Source organism: Kitasatospora gansuensis (assembly GCF_014203705.1).
Lineage (GTDB): Bacteria > Actinomycetota > Actinomycetes > Streptomycetales > Streptomycetaceae > Kitasatospora > Kitasatospora gansuensis.
Map to the genome: position 1 here is coordinate 1,252,833 of NZ_JACHJR010000001.1, position 25,850 is coordinate 1,278,682.

Genomic DNA, 25,850 nt, shown 5'->3' on the forward strand with positions numbered 1-25,850 from the left:
GCACCCATTCAGGCAGTCTCCGCTTCCTTGACGCCGTGCACCAGAGTGGCCGAGCCACGCCCGTGCACCTCCAGCGACCGCACCGAGATCGCGCCCAGCAGCGTGGTCCGGTACTCGGCCCGGATGTCGACCACCACCGTGCGGCCGCCCACGAACGTCACCTCGGCGTGCAACCCGGAGGGCGCGAGATAGGCGTCGGCCGCACTTCGGGCCGCGACCACGTCCCGGGCCAGCAGGTAGCCGTCGCCGCGCAACAGAGCGGTCTCGTCCAGCTGTTGACCGATCACCCGGGCCGCCTCCTGGGCCTGGGCGTCGGCGGTCTCGATCGCCCGCAACCGCCCGCCCGCCTCCAGCACCACGCCGATCATCAGCACCAGCCCGGCGGCGCAGATCGCCACGAACACGCCGATGGAGCCGCCGTCCGCACCACCCGCCCGCCGTACCCTCACTGGTTCCTCGCCTTCTTGCCCGGTTCGGTGCCCCGGTAGTGGTCGAGCACCGAGGTGAAACTGGCGGTCATGGTCTTGCTGCCCGGTACGACGTCGATCAGCAGATCGCTCAGCCGGACGGTGCAACTCACCTGCACCGTCACGGTGTCGAGCCGACCGGTCGGCGTGTCCAGGGTGCCGTACTCGATCGGCGGCCTCTCGGCCCCTTCGCACCGCGCCCCCTGCCCCCCGAGCACCTCCTGCACCGCTTCGGCCGCCGCCTGCTGCGCCCCCTCCGGCGTACGGGCCAGCGAGGCCGCCCGGGCGCCGGAACGGGCTGCCGCATCAACTACCCCACCGGTGCTCTGAATACGCCCTGCCGCGACCGCGATCAGCACGAAGGCGACCAGCACCGGCGCGATGATGGCGGCTTCCAGCGCGGCGCTGCCCCGATCCCCCTCGCGGCGCCTCACGGCTGACCGACCTGGGGCACGAACTTCTCCCGGGGGGCGGTGACTTCGCGGGTGACGGTGAACCGGTCGAAGCCGGGGAGCACCGCCAGCGGTCGGACCTCGACCGTGATCCGGAACGTGCCCGGCGCGTCGTGCGGGATCACCGAGACCGGATCGGCGAGGTCCCCGACCCGGGCCAGGAACGCCCTGGCCCTGGCCTCCCCCGCCGCCTCGGTGCCACCCCGGACCCGGCCCGCGTCGGCCCCCTCACGGGCAGCCGTCTGCGCGGCCTGGCCCGCGTACCAGTACAGCGCGGCCTGGACCACGAGGAAGACCAGCCCGAGCACCACCGGGAAGACCAGAGCGAGGCTGATGGTCAGCGCGCCCCGGTCCCCCGGGCGGTGCCGCCGGTCTCCCGGTCGGTGACGGTGTGGCGACGTACGACGGTTCACTTGGGCGAGACGACCGCATCGCTCGGCACCCGGGAGGTGACGTTCTTCGCCAGGGTCGCCAGCACGGCGAGCACCGCGACCGCGACACCCACCAACACGATGATGGCGAGCGCGAGTTCGATGCTGATCGCGCCCCGGTCCCCGGCGGCGCGGGCCGCCCGGACCCGGCCGACCCGGTAGTGGAACACGAACAGGCAGAGTTTCACGGGCAGGAGCAGGGCGGTGAGGAGGTTACGCAGAGCGGCCATGGTGTGGTCTCCAGGTCGACAGCGGGAAACGGACGGGACAGGCGGTCGGTCAGATCACGGTGAACATCTGGTACAGCGCGGGGAAGACGATGAGCACCGTCATGAGCAGGGTGAGCGCCGCGCCCGGCGCCACCATCCGCTCGCTGTCGGTGTTGGCCCTGGCCAGGTCCTCGGCGAGCAGTTCGTCGCGGAGGCTCTTGGACCGGGCCCGCAGGGTGTCGTACACGGCGGCGCCGTCGCTGCCGGACAGCCGCATGATGTCGGCGACGTCCTGAAGCGGCGTCAGGCCGAGCTCGGTGGCGAGCGCGTCCAGCCCGTCCCAGGGCGGCAGCCGGTCGGTGGCGGCCCGCTCCAGCGCGTCCCTGATCCGGCGGAACACGGTGGACCGGCCGACCGCCGCCGCCCGGCGCAGCGCCTCGGCGGGCCCGCAGTCGGCGGCCCGCTCCAGCGCGACCAGTTCGAGGTAGGCGGCGATCCCGTGCAGGTACTCCGTCCGGGCCTCCTTGGCCTCGCCGGCCACGATGCCGTCCGGCAGCAGCCAGCCCAGCAGGGCCAGCGCCGGACCCGCCAACAGCGGGACCACCCAGGGAAGTTCGAAGCCGACCAGGACCGAGATCAGCACCAGGTAGCCGGGCGCCATCAGCCCGATCAGCGCGAACAGCAGCTTGTGTGCCATGAACCGCGCCGGGGTCCGGCCGATCAGCGACAGCTGCCGCCGGGGAATCCGGGCGCCCGGCAGCCGGAGCGAGCTCTGGCCGATCCGGTCGACCCAGCTGACGTCGGGGTCGGTCAGCTCGGCGTGGTCGGCCGGGGTGCGGTGCAGCCGGTCCAGCGCCTGCCCCAGGTCCGGTGGTGCGGGCCGCAGTTCGGCGGCGATCGCGGCCACGCCGCCGAGCAGCAGGGCGCCGGCCAGTACGGCCCAGATCGAGATCACGCGCCCTCCCTTCCGAACTTACCGAACTGACCGAACTGACCGAGCGGACCGACCGGCGCCGCGTCCTGACCGGCACTCACCGAACCGTCCTCCGCCGACGCCGACGCCGACGCCGAAGCGGCCCGCACCGGGCGGGCCTTGCTCCGCCGGTCCGGCTCCAGCAGGCGCGGCAGCGGACGCTGGGTGGCCAGCTTGCGCATCCAGGCGATCACCAGCACGAACAGCACCAGCACCACCCCGAGCACCAGCTGACCCAGCAGGGTGGAGTACGGCTGGGAGTACCGGGGGTTGAAGAAGCCGGCCACCAGCACCAGCATGATGATCACCAGCAGCCAGCGGATGGTGGTGCGGTGCTTGGCCCGGTCTGCCTCGATGGTGCGGCGCTGCCTGACCTCCTCGCGGACCGAGGTGGCCAGGTCGGCCAGCGTCCTGGCCAGGCCGGGGCCGCTGTCGCCCGCGCGCAGCACCAGCGCGGCCAGCACCTTGTCTGCGGTGGCGTCGCCCAGCGTGTCGGCGAAGGCCCGCAGCGCCTCCTCCGGGCGCCAGCGGGACTGCAGCCGGGCGCTCAGCTCGGCGATCTCGGCCTCCAGCGCGGGCGGCGCGGTCCGCCGGCTGGTGACGATCGCCTGGTTCAGCCCGACCCCCAACAGCAGGACGTCGCCGAGCCGTTGGGTCCACTCGGCGAGCGCCTCCAGCCGGTCGATCCGGTGCATGTCGGCGCGGGTGGCGCCGAACACCCAGGGCAGACCGAAGACCAGCAGTGCGAGCAGCCCGATGGCGACCGGTGGCCGGCCGCTCAGGATCAGCCAGACGCTGCCGAGCACCAGCACCGCCGCCTGGACCGACAGCCGGCGCCGGGCCGTCGGAGCGAGCCGGGCCGACCAGGCCCCGGCCGCCGGCTCGGCCGGCTCCCGCCCGTATACCCCGGCCACCAGCGCGACCAGGCCGCCGGCCACCAGCAGCCCGCACATGACGAAGAGCAGCATCAGCGCGCCCCTCCGATCCGCAGGTTCAGCGGGGCAGCCCAACTCCCGTACGCGGACTGCAGCAGCCCCGCGTCGAAGCCCGCCCGGCGCAGGTCGTCCAGGCAGCTCGGCGGGGTGTGCGGCACGGCCCGGGGCTCGCCCAGGTCGGGGCGCGGGCCGAAGACGGTGTTGGTGGCCGGGCGGCCGCTCTCACCGAGGCCGGTCACCTCCAGCACGTGCGAGACGAAGCGGTGCCGGGAGCCGCCGACGGCGGTCTCGTCCACCATCGCCACGTGCACGATCAGGTCGATCGCGTTGGCCGTCAGCCGGTACGCCAGGCTGTCGGTCATGTGCGAGCCGTACTCCAGGCAGAGTTCGGCGATCCGGTCGACCACCATGTGCGGGCCGCGCGCGTGCAGGGTGCACATCGAGCCGCCCTCGCCGTTGGTCATCACCCGCAGCATCGGGACCACCTCGCCGGAGCGGACCTCGCCGACGATGATCCGGGACAGCGTCATCCGCAGTGCGGCGGGGATCAGTTCACCGATCGTCAGCTCACCGGCGAGCCGTCCGTCCACCCGCTCGCCGTTGCCCTCCCTGGCCTCCATCGGGACCACCTGGCGCAGGTGGCCGAGGGTGTGCAGCCAGAGTTCGAACTCCGACTCCAGGGTGCCGACCCGCTCGTCCGGCGGGATCTCGGCGGCCATCGCGCGCAGCAGGCTGGTCTTGCCGACACCCTGGGTGCCGGTGATCATCACGTTCTTCCTGGCCCGGATGGCCGAGGCCAGGAAGGCGGCCAGGGTGGCGTCCACGGTGCCGAGTTGGACCAGGTCGGCGAGGGTGGCCGAGGCCACCCGGTGCCGGCGGATCGCCACGTACGGACGGGGCGTCACCTCGGTGAGCGCCTGCAGGCGCATCCCACCCTCCAGCCGCAGCGCCAGGGTCGGGCTGGCGGTGGACAGGCTCCGCTCGCCGCCGCCGTGCTGCCTGGCCAGGTCCTGGAGCAGCTCGACCAGTTCCGCGTCGCTCTCGGCCACCGGCGGGACCTGGCGCAGCGGTTGGTGCACCTTGGAGATCCACACGTCGTCGCAGCCGTTGATCAGGATGTTCTCGATCTCCGGGTCGTCCAGGTAGGGCTGCAGCCGCCCGGCCCGGAACAGCAGGTCGTAGACGGTCTCGGCGAGCGCCCGGTCCTGCTCCCGGGTGGGCGGGATGCCGTGGGTCTGCGCGTACGCGTCGGACCAGCGGGCCACCGCCTCCTCGATCAGCGCCCGGCCGCGCTGCCGCCGGGTGGCCCCGTCCGCCTCCACACCGGAGGCGTCCGCCAACCGGGTGAGCTGCTGGTGCAGTTCGGCCGCGACCTGTCGCTTGAGCTCCCGGGCCACCTGCTGGTCGACCACCGGCTTGACCGCGACCGGCTGGATCACCGGGGCCGAACCAGCCGCCCCCGCACCGGAGTTGACCGGCCCGGTGGTGAACTGCCCGACCGGGCTCGCGCTCGGTATCACCGGCGGGGCGGCCGTCCAGGGCAGCCCGGCCGGGTCGGCGCTCGCGGGCTTGTGCAACGGGTCGTACAGCGGGCTACCGCGCACGGAGCACCTGCCCGTAGACCGGCCGCTGCGGCTCCGACTGGCCGGGGAACGGCGCGGGCGCGGCGGGCTGCGGCACCGGCGGGGCCGGGTACGGCTGCTGCGGCGCCGGCGGCACCGGGTAGGCGTGCTGGGGGTAGGGCTGTTGCGGGTACGACGGCTCGGCGTACGGCTGCCCGGGGTACGGCTGCTGCGGGTAGGCCAACGGGTGCGACTCCGGGGCGGGTTGGGCCGCCACCGGCGGCGGTGCGGCGACGGGCGCGGTACCCGGCGCGACGGCGGGCGCCAGCCGCTGGCGGCGGCGCCGGATCAGCAGCTGGATCTGGTCGGCGGTGGTCCTGGCGGTCCGCATCAGCTCCGAGCGGATGAACCGCCGGTCGGCGGTGTCCCCGCCGTCGGAGAGCAGCCGGGCGGTGCGCGGCACGTGCGGCAGCACCCCGAGCACCGGCACCCCGAACTGCCGGGAGACCTCGGCCGCCGGGTACGGACCCTCGGCGACCAGCAGCAGGCCGAGCCCGTCCGCGCCGGTGCCCGCGTGCTCCAGGTCCTCGCGCAGCGCGGCCAGCCGGGGCCGGGTCGCGCTCAGCCCGCGCAGCGTGCTGCGCAGCACCACCGCCACCACGTCGGCCCGCCGGGCCAGCACCGCGCCGGGCCCCTGCGCGCCGGAGCGGCCGAGGTCGAGGATCACGTCGTAGCCCTGCGGTTCCAGCGCGTGCAGCGCCTCCAGCAGCGGCTCCCAGGTGTACGCCAGGCCGGGTGCCTGGGCCGGGTCGGTCAGGCCGGGCAGCAGCAGGCGGTCGCCGGTGCCGCCCGGGGAGAGGTCGATCAGCTGCTCCCACAGGGTCTGGGCGAGCAGCCCGCGACGGTCCGCGACGGCCAGGTTGCGCAGCCCGAAGACCGCCTCGACCCGTCCCTCCAGCGCACCGGCCAGCACCGCGCCGCCGTCCGGGTCGCACTCCACCAGCAGGATCCGGCGGCCGGGCTGCAGCGGCCAGGCCAGCAGCAGGGCGAGCGCGCCGGTGGTGGCGCCGGGGGCGCCGGGGCCGCCGACCACCGCGACCACGGCCATCAGGCCGCGCTCCCGCTCGGGGCCGGGGCCGGAGCCGCTGCCGGGGTGCCCGCGCGCGGCGCCATGATGATCTGCAGCTTGCCGGTGGCCACCCAGGCGGCCAGCCGGCCGCCGTCCGCGGGCGCCACCGCCACGTCCACCACCACGCTGCCGTCGGTGTCGGCCTTGCCGACCGCCACCACCCGGACCGCGAGGGTCTCCGGCGTGCGCACGGTGGAGCCGTTCTGACCCGAGTCCGGGGTGGAGACCACCAGCACCCGGTCGCCGGGTTGCAGCCGGGTGGCCGGGAGTTGGGTCCGCTTGGTGGCAACCCCGACCACGATCTGGCCGGCCTCGACCAGCGGGTCGTCGGTCAGGTCGGCCTTGACCAGCAGCGCTCCCCGGCGCAGGTCGCCGGCGGCCCGCAGCCCGACCGCCTTGGTCCGCTCCTGGGCGCCGAGCGGCTTGAGCGCGGGGTCGGAGGCGATCCGGGCCACCACCAGGTCCTCGGCGCTGATCGCCTGACCCTTCGGTACGTCACGGGCCAGCGCCAGCACGGCGATCCGCTGCCCGGTGCTGTTGTAGAGCACCGCCCCGCCGAGGCCGCCGGCCGCCACCATGGCCACCGCCATGGCCAGCACCGCCGGACGCCGCCGCCGGGCCCGCAGCGTGCGCGGCGGGGTCCGGGGCGCGGTCCGGCCCGGCTCGGGGGCGGGCGTGGAACTGACGGACGCGGCGCCGGGGCTCGGCGAGGGGAAGGTTCGTTGCTCCACCGGGCTTCGGCCTTTCGTACGGGTGTCGTGCGGTGCGTGCGGTGCGGGTGCGGTCAGTTGAGCAGCTGGACCTCGGCCACCCGGAGCGGCATCGGAGTGGCGGCCGGGACGGGGAAGTCGAAGGTGACCGAGGCCTTGGGGTCGTCGCTCCGGGTGGCGGTGATCCGCCAGATCACGGTGGCCACCAGGTGGAGCGTCCCGTCGGCGCGGTGCGCCGAGCTGCTCCGGTAGACGTACTTGCAGTCCGGCGACTCGGTCCGGCCCAGGTCGGCCCGGTACGGCGTACCGGGGCCGGGGCAGCTGACGGAGTGTCCGTCGTCCATGTCCCAGACGACCTCGCGCACCTCGGCGCTGGCCGTCACGGTGATCACCTTGCCCACGGCCTGCTCAGACCGTGAGTCGGCGCTTTCTCGGCTCCGTTCGTACCAGAGCCAGACCGGCGCCCCGACCACGGCGCCGCCCGGTGGAGCGGCATGCATGACCGGCGGGGCCAGCTTCAGCTTCGCCAGTGCCTCCCGGCGCAGGGTCACCACGTTGTCGGTCGGCGGCGGTCCGGCCGGTGCGGCGGCGAAGAACTGGTCACCCTGCACCGTGCTCGACCCGTCCCGGCAACTGACCGTGTAGATCTCGCCGCCGGCGGGGTCGCGGCCGCCCCAACGCTGGTCGTCGGCAGCGGGCTTGGGGCTCACCAGCAGGTACCAGCAGCTGGTCGCGTTGCTGTACCAGCCCAGTTCGTCGTCCCAGCAGGGGATTTCCTTGCCCTGCCAGATGCACTTCGCGGCAACCGTCTCGCCCTTGCCGCCCGGCTTTCCACTGGTGGTGCTGCCTGGTTCGTGCACGCTGATGCAGATATCCCGGGTGGCGCACGGAGTCACCGTGCCGCCGGGCTCCTCGGCGGCGGCCGGAGTGATCGTCGCCGCCAGCATTCCGATCATCAGCAGGACACGAACCAAGATTCCTGGTGAAGTTCTCAACACGACCGGGTCTCCTCGCGTTTGAAGTCCACGATCAGCCAGCGCGAGTCCGTTTTCCGGAGCGTGGCTGTGGCGACGTACCGGGTCAGGCGCTGCGCCGGATCACGCAGCGCCTTGGTGGTGGCGTCGGCCTGGTGCCAGTCGGTCACGTCGACACAGTCCTCGACGGTCGCGGACGGCGGATTGTCGGTGAGCCGAATCGACTTCACCAAAGGCGAGTTGCGCGGAGTTCCGACCATCACCAGCTTCGCTTCGCGGAGTTGCTGACGGGAGACCAGGGTGTCGCTCAGCGCCTGGTCGGTGGCGTAGCCGCGGACGGCCGCCGGATCGTCCTCCGGTTGGCCGAAAGCCGCGATCCGGGCGTCCCACCAGCCCTGATAGGCCCTCAGAATCACTCTTCCGACCGCGCCGTCGGCCCCCTCGGTGGGAGCGTTCTGAACCGCCGCGGAACCACCGGGTGTGACGGCGGGGACAGTTGGGGCTGACGTGACGTCCGGCAGCCGGTCGGTGGAACTCCCGTTGTCGGCGGCGCCACAGGAAGTGAGCAGCAGCAGTGTCAGCCCTCCGGCCCCAACCGCCCCAGGGCGCACTGTAATTACGCGCTGCCGCATTCGCCCCACCTCATCACGGCCGACTCCGAACGGAGCGCCGGCCGCAGCAGATATCCGCCGTCCCGAACCACTGCTCACGAGGCATTGATTCTTCGCCAACTCGCCTCGCCCCGGCAACACCTCGGGCCCCCTGACCTTACGCGGAAGGTGGATCGGTTGGGGCACTTTCGCGCCACAGAACTGCCAACAGTTCCTCAGAAAGCGACAATCCGGCCAATGCGCCCCGCACGGCGGCCCGATTGCGCAACAGCAGCCGACCCTGCTCACCCGGCGTCAGCAACCGCACCGGGCCCGCCCCGTACGCCGACTCCGCCCAGGCCAGCTCCTGCTCCAGCGCGGGCTGGAGATCCATCGGGGCGACCGCCGCCGGGGCGCCGGGCAGACCGTGCTCCAGCACCCGGTCAACCGCCCAGCTGAACGAACCCTCGCCGCCCGGCAGTACGGACTCCTTGCCCCGGCGCGGGCCGGCGTACCGGGCCACCCGGCCCCAGAGCGGCACCCGGGAGTGGCTGAGCAGCTCGCCCGCGCCCTCCTCGCCCCGCTCCAGCGCGGCCCAGGCGTCCCGGTCGGCGACCGCGTCCACCAGCAGCAGGGTCTCCTCCTGGTCGCCGTGCACCATGGTGCTCACCACCCAGTCCCAGGCCAGCCCGCGCCGGTACGCGTTGTCCGGGGTGGCACCGGCCGTGACCAGTGCCAGCCGGCGGCCGCGCGGATCGACCGCGAGCTGGCCGAGCAGGCAGACCACCAGCCAGCGGGCCGGGCGCTGGGCGGCCGCCCGCAGCGCGGTGAGCATCGCGTTGGCGTCCGCCTCCGGCGGCACCAGGGTGACCCGGCTCCCCCGGGCGCCCGCGTCGAAGCAGCGCCCGGGCAGTCCGGCAGCCAGCAGCTGTGCCCCGGCCGCCGCCCGGGCCGATCCCGCGTGGGCCCGCTCCGGCCCGCCGTCCGCGCCGATCACCACCAGTTCGATGCCGCCGCCCACCGGTACCCACCCCTCACTCGCCCGCTCCCGCCGACAAGGTATCGGTCCGTTTCGGGCACCGCGGCCTTTCCTCCGGATTGACGCAGGTCAGGGACGTTCAGGGACCATGGGCCCTAGTGACGCCGGTGCCGGAGCGGCACCATCGAGGTATGGACCGAGACGACCGCGTGGAGACCCTGAGCGAGGCCGAGTGCCTGCACCTGCTCCGCACCGTGCCCATCGGGCGCGTGGTGTACACCGAGCACGCGCTCCCGGCCGTCCTGCCCGTGGCCTTCGAGGTCGCCCCGGACGACCGGCTGATCCTCGGCCTGCGCGCGGGCAGCTCGCTGAGCCGCGCCCTGGACGGGACGGTGGCGGCCTTCCAGGCCGACCTGCTCGACCCGGTCTCCCGGAGCGGCTGGAGCGTCCTGGTGCACGGCCGCGCCGAGGTGGTCCGGGACGAGGCCGAGTACCGGCGGCTGCTGCGCAGCGGCCCGCAGCCGTGGATCGGCGGCGGGCAGCAGCGGATGTTCGTCCGGATCACTCCCGAGCTGGTCAGCGGCCGCCGGCTGCTGACGGCCGGGCAGACCCTGCACCGCGCGTAGCTCCCACGGGCTGCCGCCCGCTGACAAGTGACCTGCGAGTAGGCATACTCTCCGGTGCCCCGTCAGCACCCCCACCAGGAGCAGCCGTGACGACGTACGCCTCCCTCGCCGACCTGACCGCCGCGGTCGGCACCGAGCTCGGCACCAGCGAGTGGCACACCATCGACCAGGCCAGGGTGGACCTGTTCGCCGAGGCGACCGGTGACCACCAGTGGATCCACGTCGACCCGGTCCGGGCCAAGGAGAGCCCCTTCGGCGGCACCATCGCGCACGGCTACCTGACGCTGTCGCTGATCCCGGTGCTGGCCAAGGAGTGCTACGCGGTGGAGGGGATCAGGATGGCCCTCAACTACGGCTCCGAGAAGGTCCGTTTCCCCGCCCCCGTGCCGGTCGGCACCGCGATCCGGGCCACCGCCGAGCTGGTCTCCGCCGAGCAGGTCTCCGGTGGCGTGCAGGCCGTGGTCCGCTACACGATCACCAGCGAGGGCAGCCCGAAGCCGCACTGCGTGGCCGAGACGATCACCCGGTTCTACCCGGTCTGACGACCCTTCAGCGGGCGGTTACGCCGAACGGATCGCCTGTCCCCCTCTCGCCGGGTCGGTGCGGCATATCGCCGGTAATGTCCGATGGGACGGACCAATCCCGCTCATGGAGGCGCCGTGCCCAGCTCCGCTGCCTGGACGTCCCGGGTCGCCGCTCTCACCGCACTGCTCGCCACCGGCGGCCCGCCGATCGGCGAACTGCCCCGGGCCGCCTGGCGCCAGGTCCGTACCGAGTCCTTCGGGACCGAACCGACCGGCGCCCGGCTGGCCCGGATCCTGAACTCCCCGCACTTCGCGGACGGCAGCTTCCAGAACCCGGTGCCGACCCGGCGGCTGGCGCCGGGGCAGTCCCGGCTGGAGCTGACCCGCCGCCAGTTCGCCGCCAACCGGCACCGCAGGCAGCCCGCCGCCGCCGTCCCGCTGCACCGGCTGCTGCCGATCGAGCTGGCCGCACCGCCCGCCGACGGCCTCCGGCTGACCTGGCTCGGGCACGCCACCGTACTGGCCGAACTGGACGGCCGCCGGGTGCTGTTCGACCCGGTCTGGGGTGAGCGCTGCTCCCCGTTCGGCTGGACCGGGCCCAAGCGGCTGCACCCGATGCCGATCCCGCTGGCCGAACTCGGCCCGGTGGACGTGGTGGTGATCTCGCACGACCACTACGACCACCTGGACCTGCCCACCGTCCGCGCGCTGGCCGCCTCCGGCGCCGCCTTCGCGGTCCCGCTCGGGATCGGCGCGCACCTGGAGCACTGGGGCATCCCCGCCGAGCGGATCACCGAGCTGGACTGGTGGGAGTCGGCCGAGGTGGCCGGGCTGACCCTGACCGCCACCCCCGCCCGCCACTACTGCAACCGCGGCCCCCGGGCCAACCCGCTGGTGCTCTGGGCCTCCTGGGTGGTGGCGAGCGACTCCCACCGCCTCTTCCACAGCGGCGACACCGGCTACTTCCCCGGCTTCGCCGAGATCGGCCGCCGGTTCGGCCCGTTCGACGTGACGATGATGCAGATCGGGGCGTACAGCGACCTCTGGCCCGAGGTGCACATGACCCCCGAGGAGGGCGTCCGGGCCCATCTCGACCTCGGCGGCGAACTGCTGCTGCCGATCCACTGGTGCACCTTCAACCTGGCCCCGCACCCCTGGGAGGAGCCGGCCGAACGCACCGTCGCCGCAGCCCGCGCCCTCGACGCCCGGCTGGTCGCCCCACGGCCCGGCAAACCCTTCGAACCGGCCGACCCACCCGCGCTCAAGCTCTGGTGGCGGGCGGTCGCGGCGATGCCCCGCGGTGCCGAACTTCTCGTCCCCGAGGGCTTCACTCTCGACGGCGCTCAGCCAGGCAGCTCCCAGGGGCTCGGGGAACGGCGAGGAGATCTGGCGCCGGGGTCAAAATACGAAAGTGCCTGACCATCTACGCACGTTGAACGCTCCTGAGGTCGGCGTCGCAGTTCCCCGAGCCCCCGGTGGCTGATGCCCGGAGGGACTAGCGGCTCGCGGTGGCGACCGTCCCCTGCTGGACGGTCTCCACCGTGGCGGCGACGCCGAGGCTGCCGAGGGCGATCGAGGCGGCCACGGCGGCGCAGGCGATGAAGCGGCGGTGCCGCTTGGGGAGCGGGAAGCGCGGTACTTCCAGGGCCAGGGCGGCCGGGACGGGTTGAGCGTTCATGATGGTCAGCATTCCAGGGCGGTGTTAAACGGTGACGACGCCAGAGTGAAGTCTGGACGGGGGCTGGGCGTCCGGATATCGGTACCGGCACGGCAGCCCAGGATGACACCGGCCGCCCGCTCCGACCGCGAACGATCAGCCCCGGGCGGCCCAGTTCACTCGGACGGGGGACGTTTCTCCCCTCGTACCCCGGTCCCCGCCCCGGCCCGGTGGTCGGCCATCGCCTCGCCGACCGCGACCCGGACCGCGTCCCGCAGCCCGTGCGCCGCGTGCAGCCGGGACGGCCCGGCCGCCGGGTCCTCCCGGAGCTCGCGTACCAGGGCGAAACAGAGCAGCAGCATCACCACCACGAACGGCAACGCGACCAGGATGGTGGCGTTCTGCAGCGCCGTCAGCCCGCCGGCCAGCAGCAGCGCGGCGGCCACCCCGCCCATCAGCACGCCCCAGACCACCACCAGCCAGGTCTTCGGGTGCAGCGAGCCCCGGCTGGAGAGCGAGCCGAGCACCAGCGAGGCGGAGTCGGCGCTGGTGATGAAGAAGGTCATCACCAGCAGCACCGCGATGACGCTGGTGACGCCGCCCAGCGGCAGCGACTTGAGCATCTCGAACAGCGAGGCCTCGGCCCCCTGCGGGATGGTGGCGACCAGGTCGGCGGCGCCGGTGGAGTCGAGCCGGATCGCGGTGCCGCCCATCACGCAGAACCAGATCACGGTGGCCCCGCTGGGCACCAGCAGCACGCCGAGCAGGAACTGACGGATCGTCCGGCCGCGCGAGATCCGCGCGATGAAGGTGCCCACGAACGGGGCCCAGGAGAGCCACCAGGCCCAGTAGAAGATGGTCCAGGACCCGAGCCAGCTCTCGTCGGTGAAGGCGCCGGTCTGGGTGGCCATGCCGGTCAGGTCGGCGAGGTAGCCGCCGACGGTGGAGGGGATCGCGTCCAGCACGTAGACCGAGGGGCCGAAGACGAAGACGAAGAGCATGATCAGACAGGCCAGCACCACGTTGGCGGTGGAGAGCCACTTGACGCCCTTGTGCACGCCGGAGAAGGCGGAGAGCACGAACGCGGCGGTCAGCGAGCCGATGATGATCAGCTGGACGTTCTCGCTGGACTTCACCGAGGTGATGTAGCCGAGCCCGTCGGCCACCTGGAGCGCGCCGAGGCCGAGGCTGGTGGCGGAGCCGAAGACGGTGGCGAAGACCGCCAGCAGGTCGATCGCCCGGCCGGGCCAGCCGTCCGCGCCCTTGGTGCCGATCAGCGGCACGAACGCGGCGCTGATCCGGTTGCCCCGGCCCTTGCGGAAGGTGGTGTACGCCAGCGCCAGGCCGCCGACCGCGTAGATCGCCCACGGGTGCAGGGTCCAGTGGAAGAGCGAGAACTCCAGCGCCGACTGCGCGGCGGCCGGGGTCCGCGGCTCGATCCCGGAGCCGGGCTGGGGCGCCGCGTAGAGCTGGAGCGGCTCGCCGACGCCGTAGAACATCAGGCCGATGCCCATGCCCGCGCTGAACATCATCGCGATCCAGGCCAGCGTGTTGAACTCCGGCTCCTCGTCGTCCCGGCCGAGCCTGATCCGGCCGAACCGGCTGAAGGCCAGCAGCACCGTGAGCACCAGGAAGACGTCGGCGGCCACCACGAACAGCCAGCCGAAGTTGTGCAGCACCCAGCCGAGCGCACTGCTGGAGGTCCGGCCGAGCGAGTCCGCCGCGAACACGCCCCAGGCGACCACCCCGAGCACCGCGACGGCACTCACCCCGAACACCACCTTGTCGGTGGGCAGGGTGGCTCTGGGTTCCTCGGGCTGACTGCTCATCAACTGACTCCGGCGGGGCGGTATCTGACAAAAAGTACTTCTCGTACTATCTACGACACCCACTCCCCTACCGGTCGGGACGCGCCGAACGGCCACCCCCGGGGCCGCCCGGCCGCTACGATCCGTTACATGACCGCGCAGCCGTGCCTCCCGTGCAGAGCACCGCTGCGGCGTTGTCCGATCCGCTGCTGCTGACCCCTCCGCCGTGCGCCCCGCGCCGCCCCGGGGCACGCGGGCCGTTCGGACTGCGGTGTCCCGCCCTGCGTGGTGCTCCTCCCGAATGGATGCTCCCGATGGACGAGTTCGAGTACGACCGTGTACGCCGCCACCAGTGGCTGGCGGGCCAAGCCCGGGCCGACGGGGTGGACCGCCGCACCCTGCTCCGGATGACGGTGGCGGCCGGCGCACTGGCGGCCCCGTTCGCGACGATGACCACAGCGTCCGCCGCACCGTCAGCCGGGCCCGGGATCGTGAAGCCGCTGCCCGCCGAGTGGTTCGTCCCGCGCGGCACCAACGCCGAGATGCGCTGGGACGCCGTGGCGGGCACCGGTCACCACACCCCGACCGAGCGGTTCTTCGTCCGCAACCACACCAGGACCCCGCTGATCGACCCGGACGGCTGGCGGCTGCGCCTGACGGGCAGTGGACTCCGCCGGGGCGAGGTCGAGTTCGGCCTCGACGACCTGCGGCGGCTGCCGAGCACCCGGCTGAACGCGCTGATCGAGTGCGCGGGCAACGGCCGGAGCTACTACACCAGCCGGCAGCAGCAGCCCGTCCCCGGCACCCCCTGGACGCTGGGCGGCGTCGGCTCGGCCCGCTGGCGCGGCGTCCGGCTGGCGGATCTGCTGCACCGGGCGGGCCTGCGCCGGGACGCGGTCGACGTGCTGCCGACCGGCCTGGACGACGAGTACCTGACCGCGAGCGGCGCCAACCTCGGCCGGGTCCGCCGCCCGCTGCCGGTCGGCAAGGCGCTGGACGACGTACTGGTGGCGTACGAGATGAACGGCGAGCCGCTCACCCCCGACCACGGCGCGCCCGTCCGGCTGGTGGTGCCGGGGTGGGTCGGGATCGCCTCGATCAAGTGGCTGGGGTCGGTCGAGGTCGCCACCGAACCGCTGTACTCACCGTGGAACACCCAGTACTACCGGCTGTTCGGCCCCGCCCACCCGGCCGGCGGCAGCGCGCCGCTCACCCGCCAGGTGGTGAAGAGCGCCTTCGAGCTGGCCCCCGACGCGGTGCTGCCGGCGGGCCGACGGCACCGGCTGACCGGACGCTCCTGGTCCGGCGCGGCCGCGATCCGGCAGGTCGAGGTCAGCACCGACGGCGGCACCCGCTGGCAGCCCGCCCGGCTGCTGGACGAGCCCCGCCCGAACGGCTGGGTCCGCTGGAGCCACGACTGGCGGCCCGAGCGGCCGGGCCCGTACGAGCTCCGCGCCCGGGCCACCGACCGGCGGGGCAACACCCAGCCGGACGTCGCGGTGTTCAACACCGAGGGGTACCTCTTCGACGCCGTGGTCGCCCACCCGGTGACGGTGGCTCAGGCCGCCTCGTAGGGCGTCAGGACCAGCCGGACGACGTCCTCCAGCCGGCGGCGGGCGTCGTCCAGCGTGGTCCGGCCGGTCACCCAGGCGGTCAGCTCGCCCTGCCAGGAGTGGCCGACGATGTGCCGCACCAGCTCCCCGGCGGCCGGGGGCAACCGGGGGCCGACCGCGTCCAGCGCCGCCCGGTCGGCCCGGGCCAGCGACTGCAGCGCCTCGCTGGCGAACGGGTCGGTGGAAGCGGCCACCGCGACCCGGAGCCGGGCCAGTTGGGGCTGTCGCTGGTAGGCGCGCATGCCGTTGCGGACGAACCGCACCACCCGGTCGGTCTCGGCCGGCCCGTGCCGGGAGCCGCGCTGCTCGGCGACCAGGTCGGCGAGCAGCAGGCGGTGCCAGTCCGCGATGGCGGCGGCGAGCAGGTGGTCCTTGGAGGAGAAGTACCGGTAGGCGGTGCCGAGGGCCACTCCGGAGCGCTCGCAGACGTGCTTCATCTGGAGTCTCTCCACGCCGGCCTCGTTCACCAGTGCGAGGGCGGCCGAGATCAGGCTGTTTCGGCGTTCGAGCTGACGGGGCGACATCGCCTCCACCGGCCTTGGTGACAGGTCAACCTTGGTCACCCGCACCATGATACGGGCCGGGATCGCTCGGGCGAACGGCGCGTCAACTTGACCCAACCATGAAGGGCCGGGCTTGTGGGTAGGGCGCGGCTGGCTGCCGCGTGGCCTCCCACGTCTGAGCCACCTACGTGCTGGTGGCTGGGACGCGTGACTCACGCCCCACTATCCACGCGGCCTCGCCTTTGCGGGCGATGTTGCGGGAAGCGTTGTGGTCCGCGTGCATGACGCTTCCGCAGGCGCGGCACGCGAACTCGGCTTGTGACCGGCGGCTGAGCCGGTCGATGTGGCGACACTCGGAGCATTCCTGGCTGGTGTACGCCGGGTCGACATACACCAGCGGCACCCCGGCGCGCTTCGCCTTGTACTCCACGAAGGCAGCGAGCTGGCGGAAGCTCCACGAGTGCAGGGTGGTCCGCTGGTCCTTGCGGAGCCGTACCCGGCTGCGGATGCCCGTGAGGTCTTCCAGGGCGATACCCGAGCCGGTGCGTTCAGCGGTGGTGACGATGGTCTTGGAGACGATGTGGTTCACGTTGGCGGCATGCCGGGCTTCCTTGCGGCAGCGCTTCTTGAGCAGACGTCTGGCGGACTTGGTGCCCTTGGCCTGGAGCTTCCTTCGGAGGTCGAGTTGCCGCCTGCGGTGCCGGTTCAGCCCACGCCCGGCAGCCCGGTACCCGGTCGAGGTGGTAAACACCATCGCGTTCGGTCAGATCCGACTCGCCCTTGCGGTGGTCGCGGAGCAGCTTGAGCGCGTCGGCGGAGCACACGAAGCGGACGTTCTTCAATCGGCCGCCGGTAGTCCAGATGGAGACGGTCTGCTGATCCAACTGCCAGGACAGGCACCGGTCGTCATACGGCTGCGCGGCCACGGGGCGGAAGACGACCGGCTTGGACTCCGCCTTGATCCAGCGTTTGGAACCGGGCTTGCCGAGGTTCCCGACTCGGATGTTCACCTTCAACGTGGTGTAGGCGTCGCGCGTCTTCTTGATGACGTGCTGGGCGGCCTGCGCCCCAAGTCCGCGCGCCTTCAACTCGGCGTAGGTGTGCTTGCGCAGCTCGTACTCACGCGGAACACCACGCTGGAACGCCACCACGGACACCCAGTTTGCACACTCGTTGACCGCGCGCAGGGTCGCCCGCAGCGCGTCGGCCTGGCCGGCCTCCGGCAACAGCTTCACCCACGCCACGACCTTCATGCCGCCGAACCTACGGTGCGGGTCTGACAACGCAGTTCTGCGGAACAGGCGCGAGTTCCTAAGGTCGCCGCTCGCGGACCAGTGCCTCCTGGACGGCGGAGGCCACCAGGTTCCCCTGCTGGTCGTAGAACTCGCCGTGCGCCAGCCCCCGGCCGTCCGAGGCGGACGGGCTGCGCTGGGCGAACAGCAGCCACTCGTCGGCGCGGAACGGGCGGTGGAACCACATCGCGTGGTCCAGCGAGGCCAGCATGATCCGGGCCGGCGTGGTGCGCTGGATCCGGTGCGGCTGCACGGTCAGCGCGGTGGTGGAGGCCAGCGTCAGGTCGGACAGGTAGGTCAGCGCGCAGACCTGCAGCAGCGGGTCGTCGCCGGGCAGCGGGCTGCCGGTCCGCAGCCAGACGAACTGCTGTGGGGAGCCCGGCAGTTCGGGCGGCAAGCCGGGGCTGTCGGCCGGTACGAAGCGCAGGTCCAGGGTGCGGAAGGCGCTCTCCCGGTAGTCCCTCGGCGCGGCCTCGGCCCAGGCCAGGAACGGGTCGGGCAGCTCCTCGGGCCCCGGTACCAGGGGCATCGCGGACTGCCTGGCCCCCGGGGTCGGCTCCGGGTACTTGAACGAGGCGGAGAGCGTGAAGATCACCTCGTCGTGCTGAACCGCCGTCACCCGGCGGGTGGCGTACGAGAAGCCGTCCCTGGCCCGGTCCACCTGGTAGTCGATCGGGTGCCGCGGGTCCCCGGGGCGGAGGAAGTAGCCGTGCAGCGAGTGCACCTGCCGCCCGGCGTCCACCGTCCGCCCGGCGGCGGTGAGCGCCTGCGCGGCGACCTGGCCACCGAACGCACGCATCGGCGCCCCGGCGTGGCAGCTGCCACGGAACAGGTTCTCGTCCAGCTGCTCGATCCGGAGCAGGTCGACGAAGGAGCTGACCGTCTCTCCGGTCTCGGGCACTCTGCTGGCGTCCATCACGCCGCACAGCGTACGCCATGTGTACTGGAACAGGTTTCAGAAATGATCGTTGGCCCTGGTCGAACGGGCCCTCGGCAAGCAGGTCTAGCGCTGGTACTTGGTGAGCAGCTTCTCCAGCAGCTTGGTGGAGACCTGGACGCCCCGGGCCTCGTCGGCGGAGCCGTTCTTGTCGACGAAGAAGAAGTCGGCCGTCAGGTAGCCGGTCTTCTCGGGGTCGGTGGAGAGCGCCACGGTGATCTGGTTCGAGCCCATGCCGTGCGAGAGCCAGCCGGGGCGGCCGCCGACAGTGAGCTCGGTGCCCGGCGTGAGCAGCTTCTTGGTCGTGTTGAGGCCGAGCAGCGTGTTGCCGGTGAGTTCGATCTTCTCGTAGCCGGGCGAGCCGTTCTGACCGATGGCGAAGCGGCAGCCCTTCTCGGGCGCGAGCGCCGGGCCCGAGGTGACCGCCGCACCGAAGGCGGCCTCCGCCACCGACTGGGGCAGGTCCGTGCAGAAGTCCGCCCCCAGGGACGCCGGGGCCGGAGCCGGGGCCGCCGAGGTGGTGGGCTCAGCCTTGGCGTCGGTCGGCGCCACTGGAGCCGTGGCCGCGGCAGGCTTGGGATCGTCGGCCCCACAGGCCGAGACGACCAGCAGGCCGGGCACGAGCAGCGCCGTGAGCAGCACGCTGCGAAGCGGACGTATCAACCTGTCCTCCAAGGACGGTGAGCCGATCAGAGGAGGGCAACGTAGCAAGGGGCGGCCTCCGCCAGAAGCGGATCCGCAGCAAACTCCCGCACAAATATTTGCCTTGCTGGCGGAATGTCAACTTCCGTTCACCGCACCACTGTTGGCGAAAACCCCGCGCCGTCAGCCCACCACCAGCGGCCGCGAGTGCCGCCCCGAACCCGGCGGCTGCGGGAGCTCCGCCTCCGGGGCGTAGCGGGCGGCCGGCGCCCGGAGCAGCCAGGCCCGCCCGGCCGGGGCGATCAGCTGCATCCGGTGCAGCAGGTCCAGCGCGTCCCGCCGAAAGGCCGTCAGATCGGCCAGGTAGTCCCGGCGCCAGCCGGACCGCAGGCCGTACTCGTCGGTGACGTCGCCGAGCGCGCCGTCTATCAGGGCGTCCGGGATCAGCACCGCCGGGGGCGCGGCCTCGCCGGACAGCGGGCGCAGCTCCTCCACCAGCCGGGCGGCCAGCAGCAGCGCGGCCTGGGCCAGCGTGCCGGTGCCGGGCAGTGCCAGGTCGGTCAGCTCGTCGGCCGGGTCGAGCAGCGCGACTCCTTCGGCCCGGATCTCCGCCTCCAGGCCGAGGAACTCGGCGAACAGCTCGGCCTCCGGCTCCAGCCGCCCCTGCAGCCAGCGCCGCTGCTCCGGCGTCAGCTCGTCCAGCAGCACCACCGGCGTCTCGGCCAGCCGCCGCCGGACCGCCAGCGCCGGGCCCACCGGGGCCGGTGCGGGCAGCGGGGCGAGCGCCCGGGCCAGCTCGGCGTCCGGCACCCCGTCGGCCGTCAGCACCTGCCACTCGGTCAGCTGCTGACGAACCCCCGGCGCGTCCAGCGCGGCCGGCCGCCGCTCGGCCAGCGCGGCCAGCGCGAGCACCAGGGCGGCGTACGAGCCCGGGGTCCAGGCGGTGTCGGCGACCGGCGCCAGGGCGCGGCCGGGCAGCGGCGCCTTGTGCAGGCGGGCGTACCGGGCGCCGACGGTCAGCGGGTAGCCGAGCACGGTGGCGAAGCGCTCGGTCAGCCAGTCGGCGTGACGGACGATCAGCGGGAAGCCCGCGCCGTGCGGCCCGTCGGCGGTGACCAGCGGCTGGGCGGCGAGCAGCCGGGCGGCGGTGCGGCGCTCGACCGCGATCTCCTGCGGGGTGCTGCCCGGGGAGTGCTCGGGCTTGCGGTGCCGGCCGCGTCGGCCGCCGACCTCGGGTGCGCCGCGCCGGGCCAGTACCCCGCTGCGGCGGCCGCCCTCCCGGGGCCGCAGGCCCGCCGGGTGATGGACCGTCGGGCCGTGCCACCAGCTCAGCTCGGCCCCGGCGCGCGGCCCGTCGGGCAGGGCGCCGCCCAGGTGCCTGGCGCCGTAGAGCCCGAACGCGGCGGTGAACAGCTCGTCGGCGGCCTCCGGTTCGGCGGCGGCCAGCCGATCCGCCAGCAGCTCGGCCACACCCCGAGGCACAGCCTGCGTGGGCGCAGCCTGCGCGGGCACTCCGGCGATCGCGTCGACGATGAGCAGCCCCGCCCCCGCCACGCGTCCACCCGTCACCGCCGCCGGTGCCTCCCCGGCCCCGGCCGCGTCCTCGTACCGCTCCATGTCGCCCACCAGAGTAGACGGTGGTCGACCCGCTCCGTGGCACCCGACCGGCGATCCGGCCGATTACCGTCGCACTCTTGCCTACGCGTCGGTAACAACCCCTTCCGCAGGCCGCCCGCTGTCACCTATCGTCCTGGGCATGCCGAACCTGCCCAACGTCGTGCTGTGGTCGATACCCGCCTTCGTGCTGCTCACCGTCCTGGAGGTGGTCTCCTACCGCTTCCATCCGGACGAGGAGGAGCAGGGGTACACCGCCAAGGACACCGCGACCAGCCTCACCATGGGCCTGGGCAGCCTGGCCTTCGACGCCGCCTGGAAGATCCCGATCCTGGCGATCTACTCCGCGCTGTACGAGCTGACGCCGTTCCGGGTGCCAGTGCTGTGGTGGACCGTGCCGCTGATGCTGCTGGCCCAGGACTTCTTCTACTACTGGTCGCACCGGGGCCACCACGTGATCCGGATCCTCTGGGCCTGCCACGTGGTGCACCACTCCAGCAAGCACTACAACCTCTCCACCGCGCTGCGGCAGCCCTGGACCAGCGCGACCACCTGGGTGTTCTACGTCCCGATGATCCTGGCCGGGGTGCACCCCGCCGCGCTGGCGTTCTGCTCCTCGGCCAATCTGGTCTACCAGTTCTGGATCCACACCGAGCGGATCGACCGGCTGCCCCGCCCGCTGGAGTTCGTCTTCAACACGCCCTCGCACCACCGGGTGCACCACGCCTCGCAGGGCGGCTACCTGGATCGGAACTTCGGCGGCATCCTGATCCTCTTCGACCGCCTGTTCGGCTCGTTCACCCCCGAGACCACCAAGCCGGTCTACGGGCTGACCAAGAACCTGAGCACCCACAACCCGCTGCGGGTGGCCACCCACGAGTACGCCTCGATCGCCCGCGACCTGGCCGCCGCCACCACCTGGCGGGACCGGATCCGTCACCTCGTCAACGGCCCCGGCTGGCAGCCGGGCCCCACCGACCGCCCGGAGGGCACCACCGCATGACCATCACCGGCCGACTCCGCACCGCCCGTGGCCTGCTCTCCGCCTTCGCGGTGACCTCCGCCGCCCACCTGGGGGCGATCGCCACCGGCGCCAGCGCGGTCCAGCACGCCACCAAGCCCGCGCTGATGCCGCTGCTGGCGGGGTGGGTGGCGGCCCGGGCGGAGCACGCGCCGAAGTTGCTGGTCCCCGCGCTGGGGTTCAGCACCGGTGGGGACGTGCTGCTCCAGGTCGGCGGGGAGGCCGCGTTCCTGGCCGGGATGGGCTCGTTCGCGGCGGCGCACATCTGCTACGTGACCATGTTCGTGAAGCTCGGGGCGCTGGGCGACCGGCGGCGCACGGTGCTCACCGCGCTGGCGTACGCGGCGGCCTGGGGCGTGATGATCAGTCAGCTCTGGCCCGGGCTCGGCGACCTGAAGATCCCGGTCGCGATCTACAGCCTGCTGCTCTCCTCGACCGCGGTCAGCTCGGCCGGCCTCGGCTGGCGGACCGGCCTGGGCGGGGCGCTGTTCCTGCTCTCGGACACCCTGATCGCCACCGAGATCGCCGAGTGGAAGGCACTGCCCGGCCACGGCTTCTGGATCATGGCGACCTACATCACGGCGCAGTACCTGCTGGCCGAGGGCACCATCCGGGCCACCCGGCCCGAGGACGTACCGCTCAGCGCCCCGCTGGCGGCAGCGGGGCGCTGACGGCGGGTCAGAGGGCGGTCCGGCGCCGGAGCAGCCAGAAGCCGCCGACCCCGGCGCTGACCAGGGCCCCGCCGGCCACCAGGTCGGCCGGGTCGGTCCGGACCGACCCGCCCAGGCCGGTCTTCACCGGGCCGGTCGGCAGCTTGCCTCCGCCTGCGTGCGAGGCGGCCTGGACCTCGACCGCGCCGGTGAAGGTGTCCCCGTTCGGGCAGCTGCCGTCGATGCCCCAACTGGAGCTCCGGCCCGCCTTGGAGGCGAACTCCTCCTTCGAGGCGAGCAGCGCCTTGCCGCTGTACTTGCCGTCCGGACCGACCGTCAGGGTCGCGCTGCCGGTGGAGAAAGCCTGCGAGTTGGCGGTGATGGTCTTCACCGAGCTGGTCTCACAGGTGACGCTCACCGTCACGCTCTGGCCGGGCCCGGTCTCGGCGGGGTGCACCCAGGCGGGCTCGACGCTCTTGGCCGAGGCCGACCCGGCCGCGATCCCGAGCAGGGCGGCGGCGCCCAGCAGCGTGGTGGCCGTACGCGAAGCGCGCATGCCGTACCTCCAGGTTCTCGGGCGCAGCACGGGGACTCCGTCGTCCGCGTATTCGAACAGCTACACCCTGTCACCTGTGACGCTAGGCAGCCCCGCCCCGGACGGCCACCCATCGGGCCCATCCGGGGGGCGCACTCAGAGGTCCAGGTCCACGACCACCGGCGCGTGGTCGGAGGTGCCCTTGCCCTTCCGGGCCTCGCGGTCCACGTAACTGTCCGTCACCGCGTCGGCGAACGGCTTGTTCGCGTACGTGAGGTCGATCCGGATGCCGAGGTTCTTCGGGAAGCCGAGCGCCCGGTAGTCCCAGAAGGTGTACGGGCGGTCGTACTTGAGGGCGCGCGGCATGACGTCCTGCAGCCCGGCCTCGCGCAGTGCGGCCAGCGCGGCCCGCTCGACGGGGGTGACGTGGGTCTGCCCGGCGAACACGGCGGGGTCGTAGACGTCCTCGTCGGTGGGCGCCACGTTGAAGTCGCCGAGCACCGCGAACGGGCGCTCGCCCGCCGCGTCCTCGAGCACCGCCTTGCGCAGGGCCTCCAGCCACTCCAGCTTGTAGTGGAAGTGCGCGTGGTCGACCTCGCGGCCGTTCGGCACGTACACCGACCAGACCCGGACCGGACCGCAGGTGGCGGCGATCGCCCGGGGCTCGGTGTCGGGGATCAGCGCACCCTCGGCCAGGAAGCCGGGCTGCTCGGGCAGGTCACGGACGACGTCCTCGAGGCCGATCCTGGAGAGGATCGCCACGCCGTTCCACCGGCCGCTGCCGTAGGCGGCGGTGTCGTAGCCGAGCTCCTTGACCGCCTCGTACGGGAAGGCGTCCGAGGCGCACTTGAGCTCCTGGAGGCAGAGCACGTCGGGCTTGGCCGACTCCAGCCACTCCAGCAGCTTGGGCAGCCGCGCGGTGACGGAGTTGATGTTCCAGGTGGCGATGCGGACGGTCACGGCGGGCGGCCTTCCCGATGGGTGCTTCGGACGAGGGTGGGCACCCGCGGGGGTGCCCACCTCCGAACATACCGCCCGACACCGACAGCAATCAGCGGGTCGGGTGCACCACCGCCGCCGAGCCGCCGCCCCGGCGGGTCGGCTCGGCCGCCGCGATCCAGCGGCCGTCCGGCAGCCGCTCGACGCCGGTGGCGGCGCCGATCTCCGGGTTGAGCACGAAGCTGTGGCCGAGCGCCTCCAGGCCGGCCCGCTCGGGGCCGGCCAGGAAGGCCGGTTCGGCCTGGCTGGCGGCGGTGTTGCGCTGGCTGGCCCGGGGCGCGGCGATCGCCTGTTCCAGCGTCAGGCCCCGGTCCAGGCGGCCGAGCAGCACCTGCAGCACGGTGGTGATGATGGTCGAACCGCCGGGCGTGCCGACCGCGACCACCGGCTTGCCGCCCTTGAGCACCATGGTCGGCGAGATCGAGGAGCGCGGCCGCTTGCCCGGCCCCGGCAGGTTGGGGTCGGGCACCCCGGCGGTGGCGGGGGCGAAGGAGAAGTCGGTCAGCTCGTTGTTGAGCAGGAAGCCCCGGCCCGGCACGGTGATGCCGCTGCCGCCGGTCTGCTCCAGGGTCAGGGTGTACGCGACCACGTTGCCCCAGCGGTCGGCCACCGTCAGGTGGGTGGTGCTCGGGCCCTCGTGGGTCTCCGGCACCGCCTGGCCGCCGGTGGCGCAGGCCACCGGGTGGTACGGGTCACCGGGGGCGAGCGGGCTGGTCAGCGCCTTGACCGGGTCGATCAGGCAGGCCCGGGCGGCGGTGAACTCGTCGCTCAGCAGCTGACGGGTCGGCACCTGGGAGAACGCCGGGTCACCCACCCAGCGGCCCCGGTCGGCGAACGCGATCCGGCTGGAGTCCAGGTACCGGTGCAGGTACTGGGTGGCGCTCACCGCGCCGAGGTCACTGTGCTCCAGGATGCCGAGGGCCTCGCCGACCGTGGTCCCGCCGGAGGAGGACGGCGCCATCCCGTAGACGTCGTAGCCCCGGTAGTCGACGTGGGTCGGCTGACGCTGGATCACCCGGTAGTCGGCCAGGTCCTTGCCGTCCACCTTGCCGGGCCGGGCGTTCCAGCCGGAGGCCGGGTCGACCGGCGGGTGCTGGAGGGTGCGGACCACATCGGCGGCCAGCTCGCCCCGGTAGAAGGTCTGGATGCCCTTGCGGCCCAGTTCCCGGTAGGTGGCGGCGAGTTCGGGGTTGCGGAAGGTCGAGCCGAGCACCGGGAGCTTGCCGCCCGGCAGGAACAGCTTCCCGGTGTCCGGGAAGGCCCGGAACCTGGTCTCGTTCAGCGCGGTCTGGTCGACGAAGGTCTGGTCGACGGTGAAGCCACGGTCCGCCAACTTGGCGGCGGGCTTCAGGACTTCGTCCAGATCCCGGCTCCCCCACAGCTCCAGCGCCTTCGCCCAGGTGGCCGGTGCGCCGGGCACCCCGACGCTCAGCCCGCTGGTCACCGCGTCCGCGAAGGCCAGCGGCTTGCCGTTCTCCTGGAACAGCGTCTCGCCCGCCGTCCGCCCGGCCACCTCGCGGCCGTCCAGCGTCTCCACCCGCCCGGTGCGGGCGTCGTAGTGGACGAAGTAGCCGCCCCCGCCGATGCCGGCCGAGTACGGCTCGGTCACCCCGAGCGCGGCGGCGGTGGCCACGGCCGCGTCCACCGCGTTGCCCCCGCGCCGCAGCACCTCGAGGCCGACGGCGGTGGCGTCGGCGTCCACGCTGGCCACCGCACCGCCCCAGCCGACCGCCTCGGGCACCTTGGGCGGCGGGCCCGGCCGGGCCTGCGCGGGGGTGGCCAGGGTGCAGATCAACGCCCCGGCGAGGGTGAGCTGGGCGAGCCTGGTCAGTCGCATGAGTCCTCCTGGGACGGCGTCAACTCCTCGTTCTTTCACAGCCGGTGGCGACGGCACAACGCGTCTTCGCGCCACTACCCGCCGGTAGTTTCGTTATCGGTCCGGTACCTGCCAACGAGTTACTGACAGTGCGTCTGATTGGTTACCGTCCAGTCACAAGGTCCTGCACCCCCACCCCCGC

General features: G+C 73.0%; 27 protein-coding genes and 1 pseudogene. 6 read left to right on the forward strand and 22 right to left on the reverse strand.

Annotated elements, in window-relative coordinates:
- Positions 1-8: 8 nt before the first annotated feature.
- From F4556_RS05705 to F4556_RS05760, 12 genes are all read right to left on the reverse strand, one after another.
- On the reverse strand, positions 9-449 hold the full coding sequence (locus F4556_RS05705) for a hypothetical protein (RefSeq protein WP_184912140.1): 441 nt from the start codon (positions 447-449) through the stop codon (positions 9-11).
- Positions 446-901 (reverse strand): TadE/TadG family type IV pilus assembly protein, encoded by a 456-nt coding sequence (locus F4556_RS05710; protein ID WP_184912142.1) that lies wholly within the window; start codon positions 899-901, stop codon positions 446-448. Before F4556_RS05710 ends, F4556_RS05705 begins: the two co-directional genes overlap by 4 nt.
- Positions 898-1,332, reverse strand: coding sequence for a TadE/TadG family type IV pilus assembly protein (locus tag F4556_RS05715; RefSeq protein ID WP_184912143.1), 435 nt, complete (start codon positions 1,330-1,332; stop codon positions 898-900). The genes F4556_RS05710 and F4556_RS05715 overlap by 4 nt, the downstream gene beginning before the upstream one ends.
- Entirely contained in the window at positions 1,329-1,580 is a 252-nt protein-coding gene (locus F4556_RS05720) for a hypothetical protein (protein WP_184912145.1), read from the reverse strand. Before F4556_RS05720 ends, F4556_RS05715 begins: the two co-directional genes overlap by 4 nt.
- A 49-nt stretch (positions 1,581-1,629) precedes the next feature.
- Positions 1,630-2,514 carry a type II secretion system F family protein gene (locus tag F4556_RS05725; RefSeq protein ID WP_184912147.1) on the reverse strand — a complete coding sequence of 295 codons (885 nt, stop codon included), beginning with the start codon at positions 2,512-2,514 and terminating at the stop codon, positions 1,630-1,632.
- A complete protein-coding gene (locus tag F4556_RS05730) occupies positions 2,511-3,500 on the reverse strand; it encodes a type II secretion system F family protein (RefSeq protein ID WP_221503540.1) in 990 nt (329 codons plus the stop codon). Before F4556_RS05730 ends, F4556_RS05725 begins: the two co-directional genes overlap by 4 nt.
- Positions 3,500-5,071 (reverse strand): TadA family conjugal transfer-associated ATPase, encoded by a 1,572-nt coding sequence (locus tag F4556_RS05735; RefSeq protein WP_313068172.1) that lies wholly within the window; start codon positions 5,069-5,071, stop codon positions 3,500-3,502. The genes F4556_RS05730 and F4556_RS05735 overlap by 1 nt, the downstream gene beginning before the upstream one ends.
- Entirely contained in the window at positions 5,061-6,137 is a 1,077-nt protein-coding gene (locus tag F4556_RS05740; RefSeq protein WP_184912148.1) for a CpaE-like family protein, read from the reverse strand. The genes F4556_RS05735 and F4556_RS05740 overlap by 11 nt, the downstream gene beginning before the upstream one ends.
- Positions 6,137-6,889 (reverse strand): SAF domain-containing protein, encoded by a 753-nt coding sequence (locus F4556_RS05745; RefSeq protein WP_313068174.1) that lies wholly within the window; start codon positions 6,887-6,889, stop codon positions 6,137-6,139. The genes F4556_RS05740 and F4556_RS05745 overlap by 1 nt, the downstream gene beginning before the upstream one ends.
- Before the next feature lie 53 nt (positions 6,890-6,942).
- On the reverse strand, positions 6,943-7,824 hold the full coding sequence (locus F4556_RS05750; RefSeq protein WP_184912150.1) for a hypothetical protein: 882 nt from the start codon (positions 7,822-7,824) through the stop codon (positions 6,943-6,945).
- A 35-nt stretch (positions 7,825-7,859) separates the two neighbouring features.
- Positions 7,860-8,474: a hypothetical protein gene (locus F4556_RS05755; RefSeq protein ID WP_184912152.1), complete on the reverse strand. Its 615-nt coding sequence runs from the start codon at positions 8,472-8,474 to the stop codon at positions 7,860-7,862.
- 136 nt (positions 8,475-8,610) lie between these two features.
- The gene (locus tag F4556_RS05760; RefSeq protein WP_184912154.1) at positions 8,611-9,453 is read right to left on the reverse strand and encodes a hypothetical protein; all 843 of its coding nucleotides are present in this window, start codon (positions 9,451-9,453) and stop codon (positions 8,611-8,613) included.
- 149 nt (positions 9,454-9,602) lie between these two features.
- On the opposite strand from F4556_RS05760, the gene F4556_RS05765 reads away from it, so the two are divergent.
- From F4556_RS05765 to F4556_RS05775, 3 genes are all read left to right on the forward strand, one after another.
- Complete coding sequence (locus tag F4556_RS05765) at positions 9,603-10,037, forward strand: pyridoxamine 5'-phosphate oxidase family protein (RefSeq protein ID WP_184912156.1); 435 nt, start codon at positions 9,603-9,605, stop codon at positions 10,035-10,037.
- Between the two features lie 86 nt (positions 10,038-10,123).
- On the forward strand, positions 10,124-10,579 hold the full coding sequence (locus F4556_RS05770; protein WP_184912158.1) for a MaoC family dehydratase: 456 nt from the start codon (positions 10,124-10,126) through the stop codon (positions 10,577-10,579).
- 189 nt (positions 10,580-10,768) lie between these two features.
- Complete coding sequence (locus tag F4556_RS05775; RefSeq protein WP_313069170.1) at positions 10,769-11,980, forward strand: MBL fold metallo-hydrolase; 1,212 nt, start codon at positions 10,769-10,771, stop codon at positions 11,978-11,980.
- 76 nt (positions 11,981-12,056) lie between these two features.
- Here F4556_RS05775 and F4556_RS05780 read toward each other — a convergent pair whose 3' ends face one another.
- Both F4556_RS05780 and F4556_RS05785 read right to left on the reverse strand, forming a co-directional pair.
- Positions 12,057-12,239 carry a hypothetical protein gene (locus tag F4556_RS05780; RefSeq protein WP_184912162.1) on the reverse strand — a complete coding sequence of 61 codons (183 nt, stop codon included), beginning with the start codon at positions 12,237-12,239 and terminating at the stop codon, positions 12,057-12,059.
- 155 nt (positions 12,240-12,394) lie between these two features.
- A complete protein-coding gene (locus F4556_RS05785; protein WP_184912164.1) occupies positions 12,395-14,047 on the reverse strand; it encodes a BCCT family transporter in 1,653 nt (550 codons plus the stop codon).
- 284 nt (positions 14,048-14,331) lie between these two features.
- Here F4556_RS05785 and F4556_RS05790 point away from each other — a divergent pair, with 284 nt between their 5' ends.
- Positions 14,332-15,600, forward strand: a complete 1,269-nt coding sequence (locus F4556_RS05790) for a sulfite oxidase (RefSeq protein ID WP_184912165.1) — start codon at positions 14,332-14,334, stop codon at positions 15,598-15,600.
- On the opposite strand, the gene F4556_RS05795 is transcribed toward F4556_RS05790, so the two are convergent.
- The 5 genes and pseudogenes from F4556_RS05795 to F4556_RS05815 form a co-directional block, all read right to left on the reverse strand.
- The gene (locus F4556_RS05795) at positions 15,585-16,202 is read right to left on the reverse strand and encodes a TetR/AcrR family transcriptional regulator (RefSeq protein WP_184912167.1); all 618 of its coding nucleotides are present in this window, start codon (positions 16,200-16,202) and stop codon (positions 15,585-15,587) included. The two genes, F4556_RS05790 and F4556_RS05795, sit on opposite strands and share 16 nt — an antisense overlap.
- Positions 16,203-16,326: 124 nt before the next feature.
- Positions 16,327-17,395, reverse strand: a pseudogene (locus F4556_RS05800) (RNA-guided endonuclease InsQ/TnpB family protein).
- Between the two features lie 58 nt (positions 17,396-17,453).
- Positions 17,454-18,350 (reverse strand): acyl-CoA thioesterase, encoded by an 897-nt coding sequence (locus F4556_RS05805; RefSeq protein ID WP_184912168.1) that lies wholly within the window; start codon positions 18,348-18,350, stop codon positions 17,454-17,456.
- An 87-nt stretch (positions 18,351-18,437) separates the two neighbouring features.
- On the reverse strand, positions 18,438-19,013 hold the full coding sequence (locus F4556_RS05810) for a DUF3558 family protein (protein WP_221503541.1): 576 nt from the start codon (positions 19,011-19,013) through the stop codon (positions 18,438-18,440).
- Positions 19,014-19,196: 183 nt separating this feature from the next.
- Positions 19,197-20,630, reverse strand: coding sequence for a DUF2398 family protein (locus tag F4556_RS05815; protein WP_184912172.1), 1,434 nt, complete (start codon positions 20,628-20,630; stop codon positions 19,197-19,199).
- Positions 20,631-20,769: 139 nt separating this feature from the next.
- Between F4556_RS05815 and F4556_RS05820 the strand changes: the two genes are divergently transcribed.
- Both F4556_RS05820 and F4556_RS05825 read left to right on the forward strand, forming a co-directional pair.
- Positions 20,770-21,630 carry a sterol desaturase family protein gene (locus tag F4556_RS05820; protein ID WP_184912174.1) on the forward strand — a complete coding sequence of 287 codons (861 nt, stop codon included), beginning with the start codon at positions 20,770-20,772 and terminating at the stop codon, positions 21,628-21,630.
- Entirely contained in the window at positions 21,627-22,319 is a 693-nt protein-coding gene (locus F4556_RS05825; RefSeq protein ID WP_184912176.1) for a lysoplasmalogenase, read from the forward strand. The genes F4556_RS05820 and F4556_RS05825 overlap by 4 nt, the downstream gene beginning before the upstream one ends.
- A gap of 7 nt (positions 22,320-22,326) precedes the next feature.
- Here F4556_RS05825 and F4556_RS05830 read toward each other — a convergent pair whose 3' ends face one another.
- From F4556_RS05830 to ggt, 3 genes are all read right to left on the reverse strand, one after another.
- Positions 22,327-22,854 (reverse strand): hypothetical protein, encoded by a 528-nt coding sequence (locus tag F4556_RS05830; protein ID WP_184912178.1) that lies wholly within the window; start codon positions 22,852-22,854, stop codon positions 22,327-22,329.
- Positions 22,855-22,989: 135 nt separating this feature from the next.
- Positions 22,990-23,793 carry an exodeoxyribonuclease III gene (locus F4556_RS05835; protein ID WP_184912181.1) on the reverse strand — a complete coding sequence of 268 codons (804 nt, stop codon included), beginning with the start codon at positions 23,791-23,793 and terminating at the stop codon, positions 22,990-22,992.
- A 91-nt stretch (positions 23,794-23,884) separates the two neighbouring features.
- Positions 23,885-25,669 carry a gamma-glutamyltransferase gene (ggt, locus tag F4556_RS05840; protein WP_184912183.1) on the reverse strand — a complete coding sequence of 595 codons (1,785 nt, stop codon included), beginning with the start codon at positions 25,667-25,669 and terminating at the stop codon, positions 23,885-23,887.
- Between the last annotated feature and the right edge of the window lie 181 nt (positions 25,670-25,850).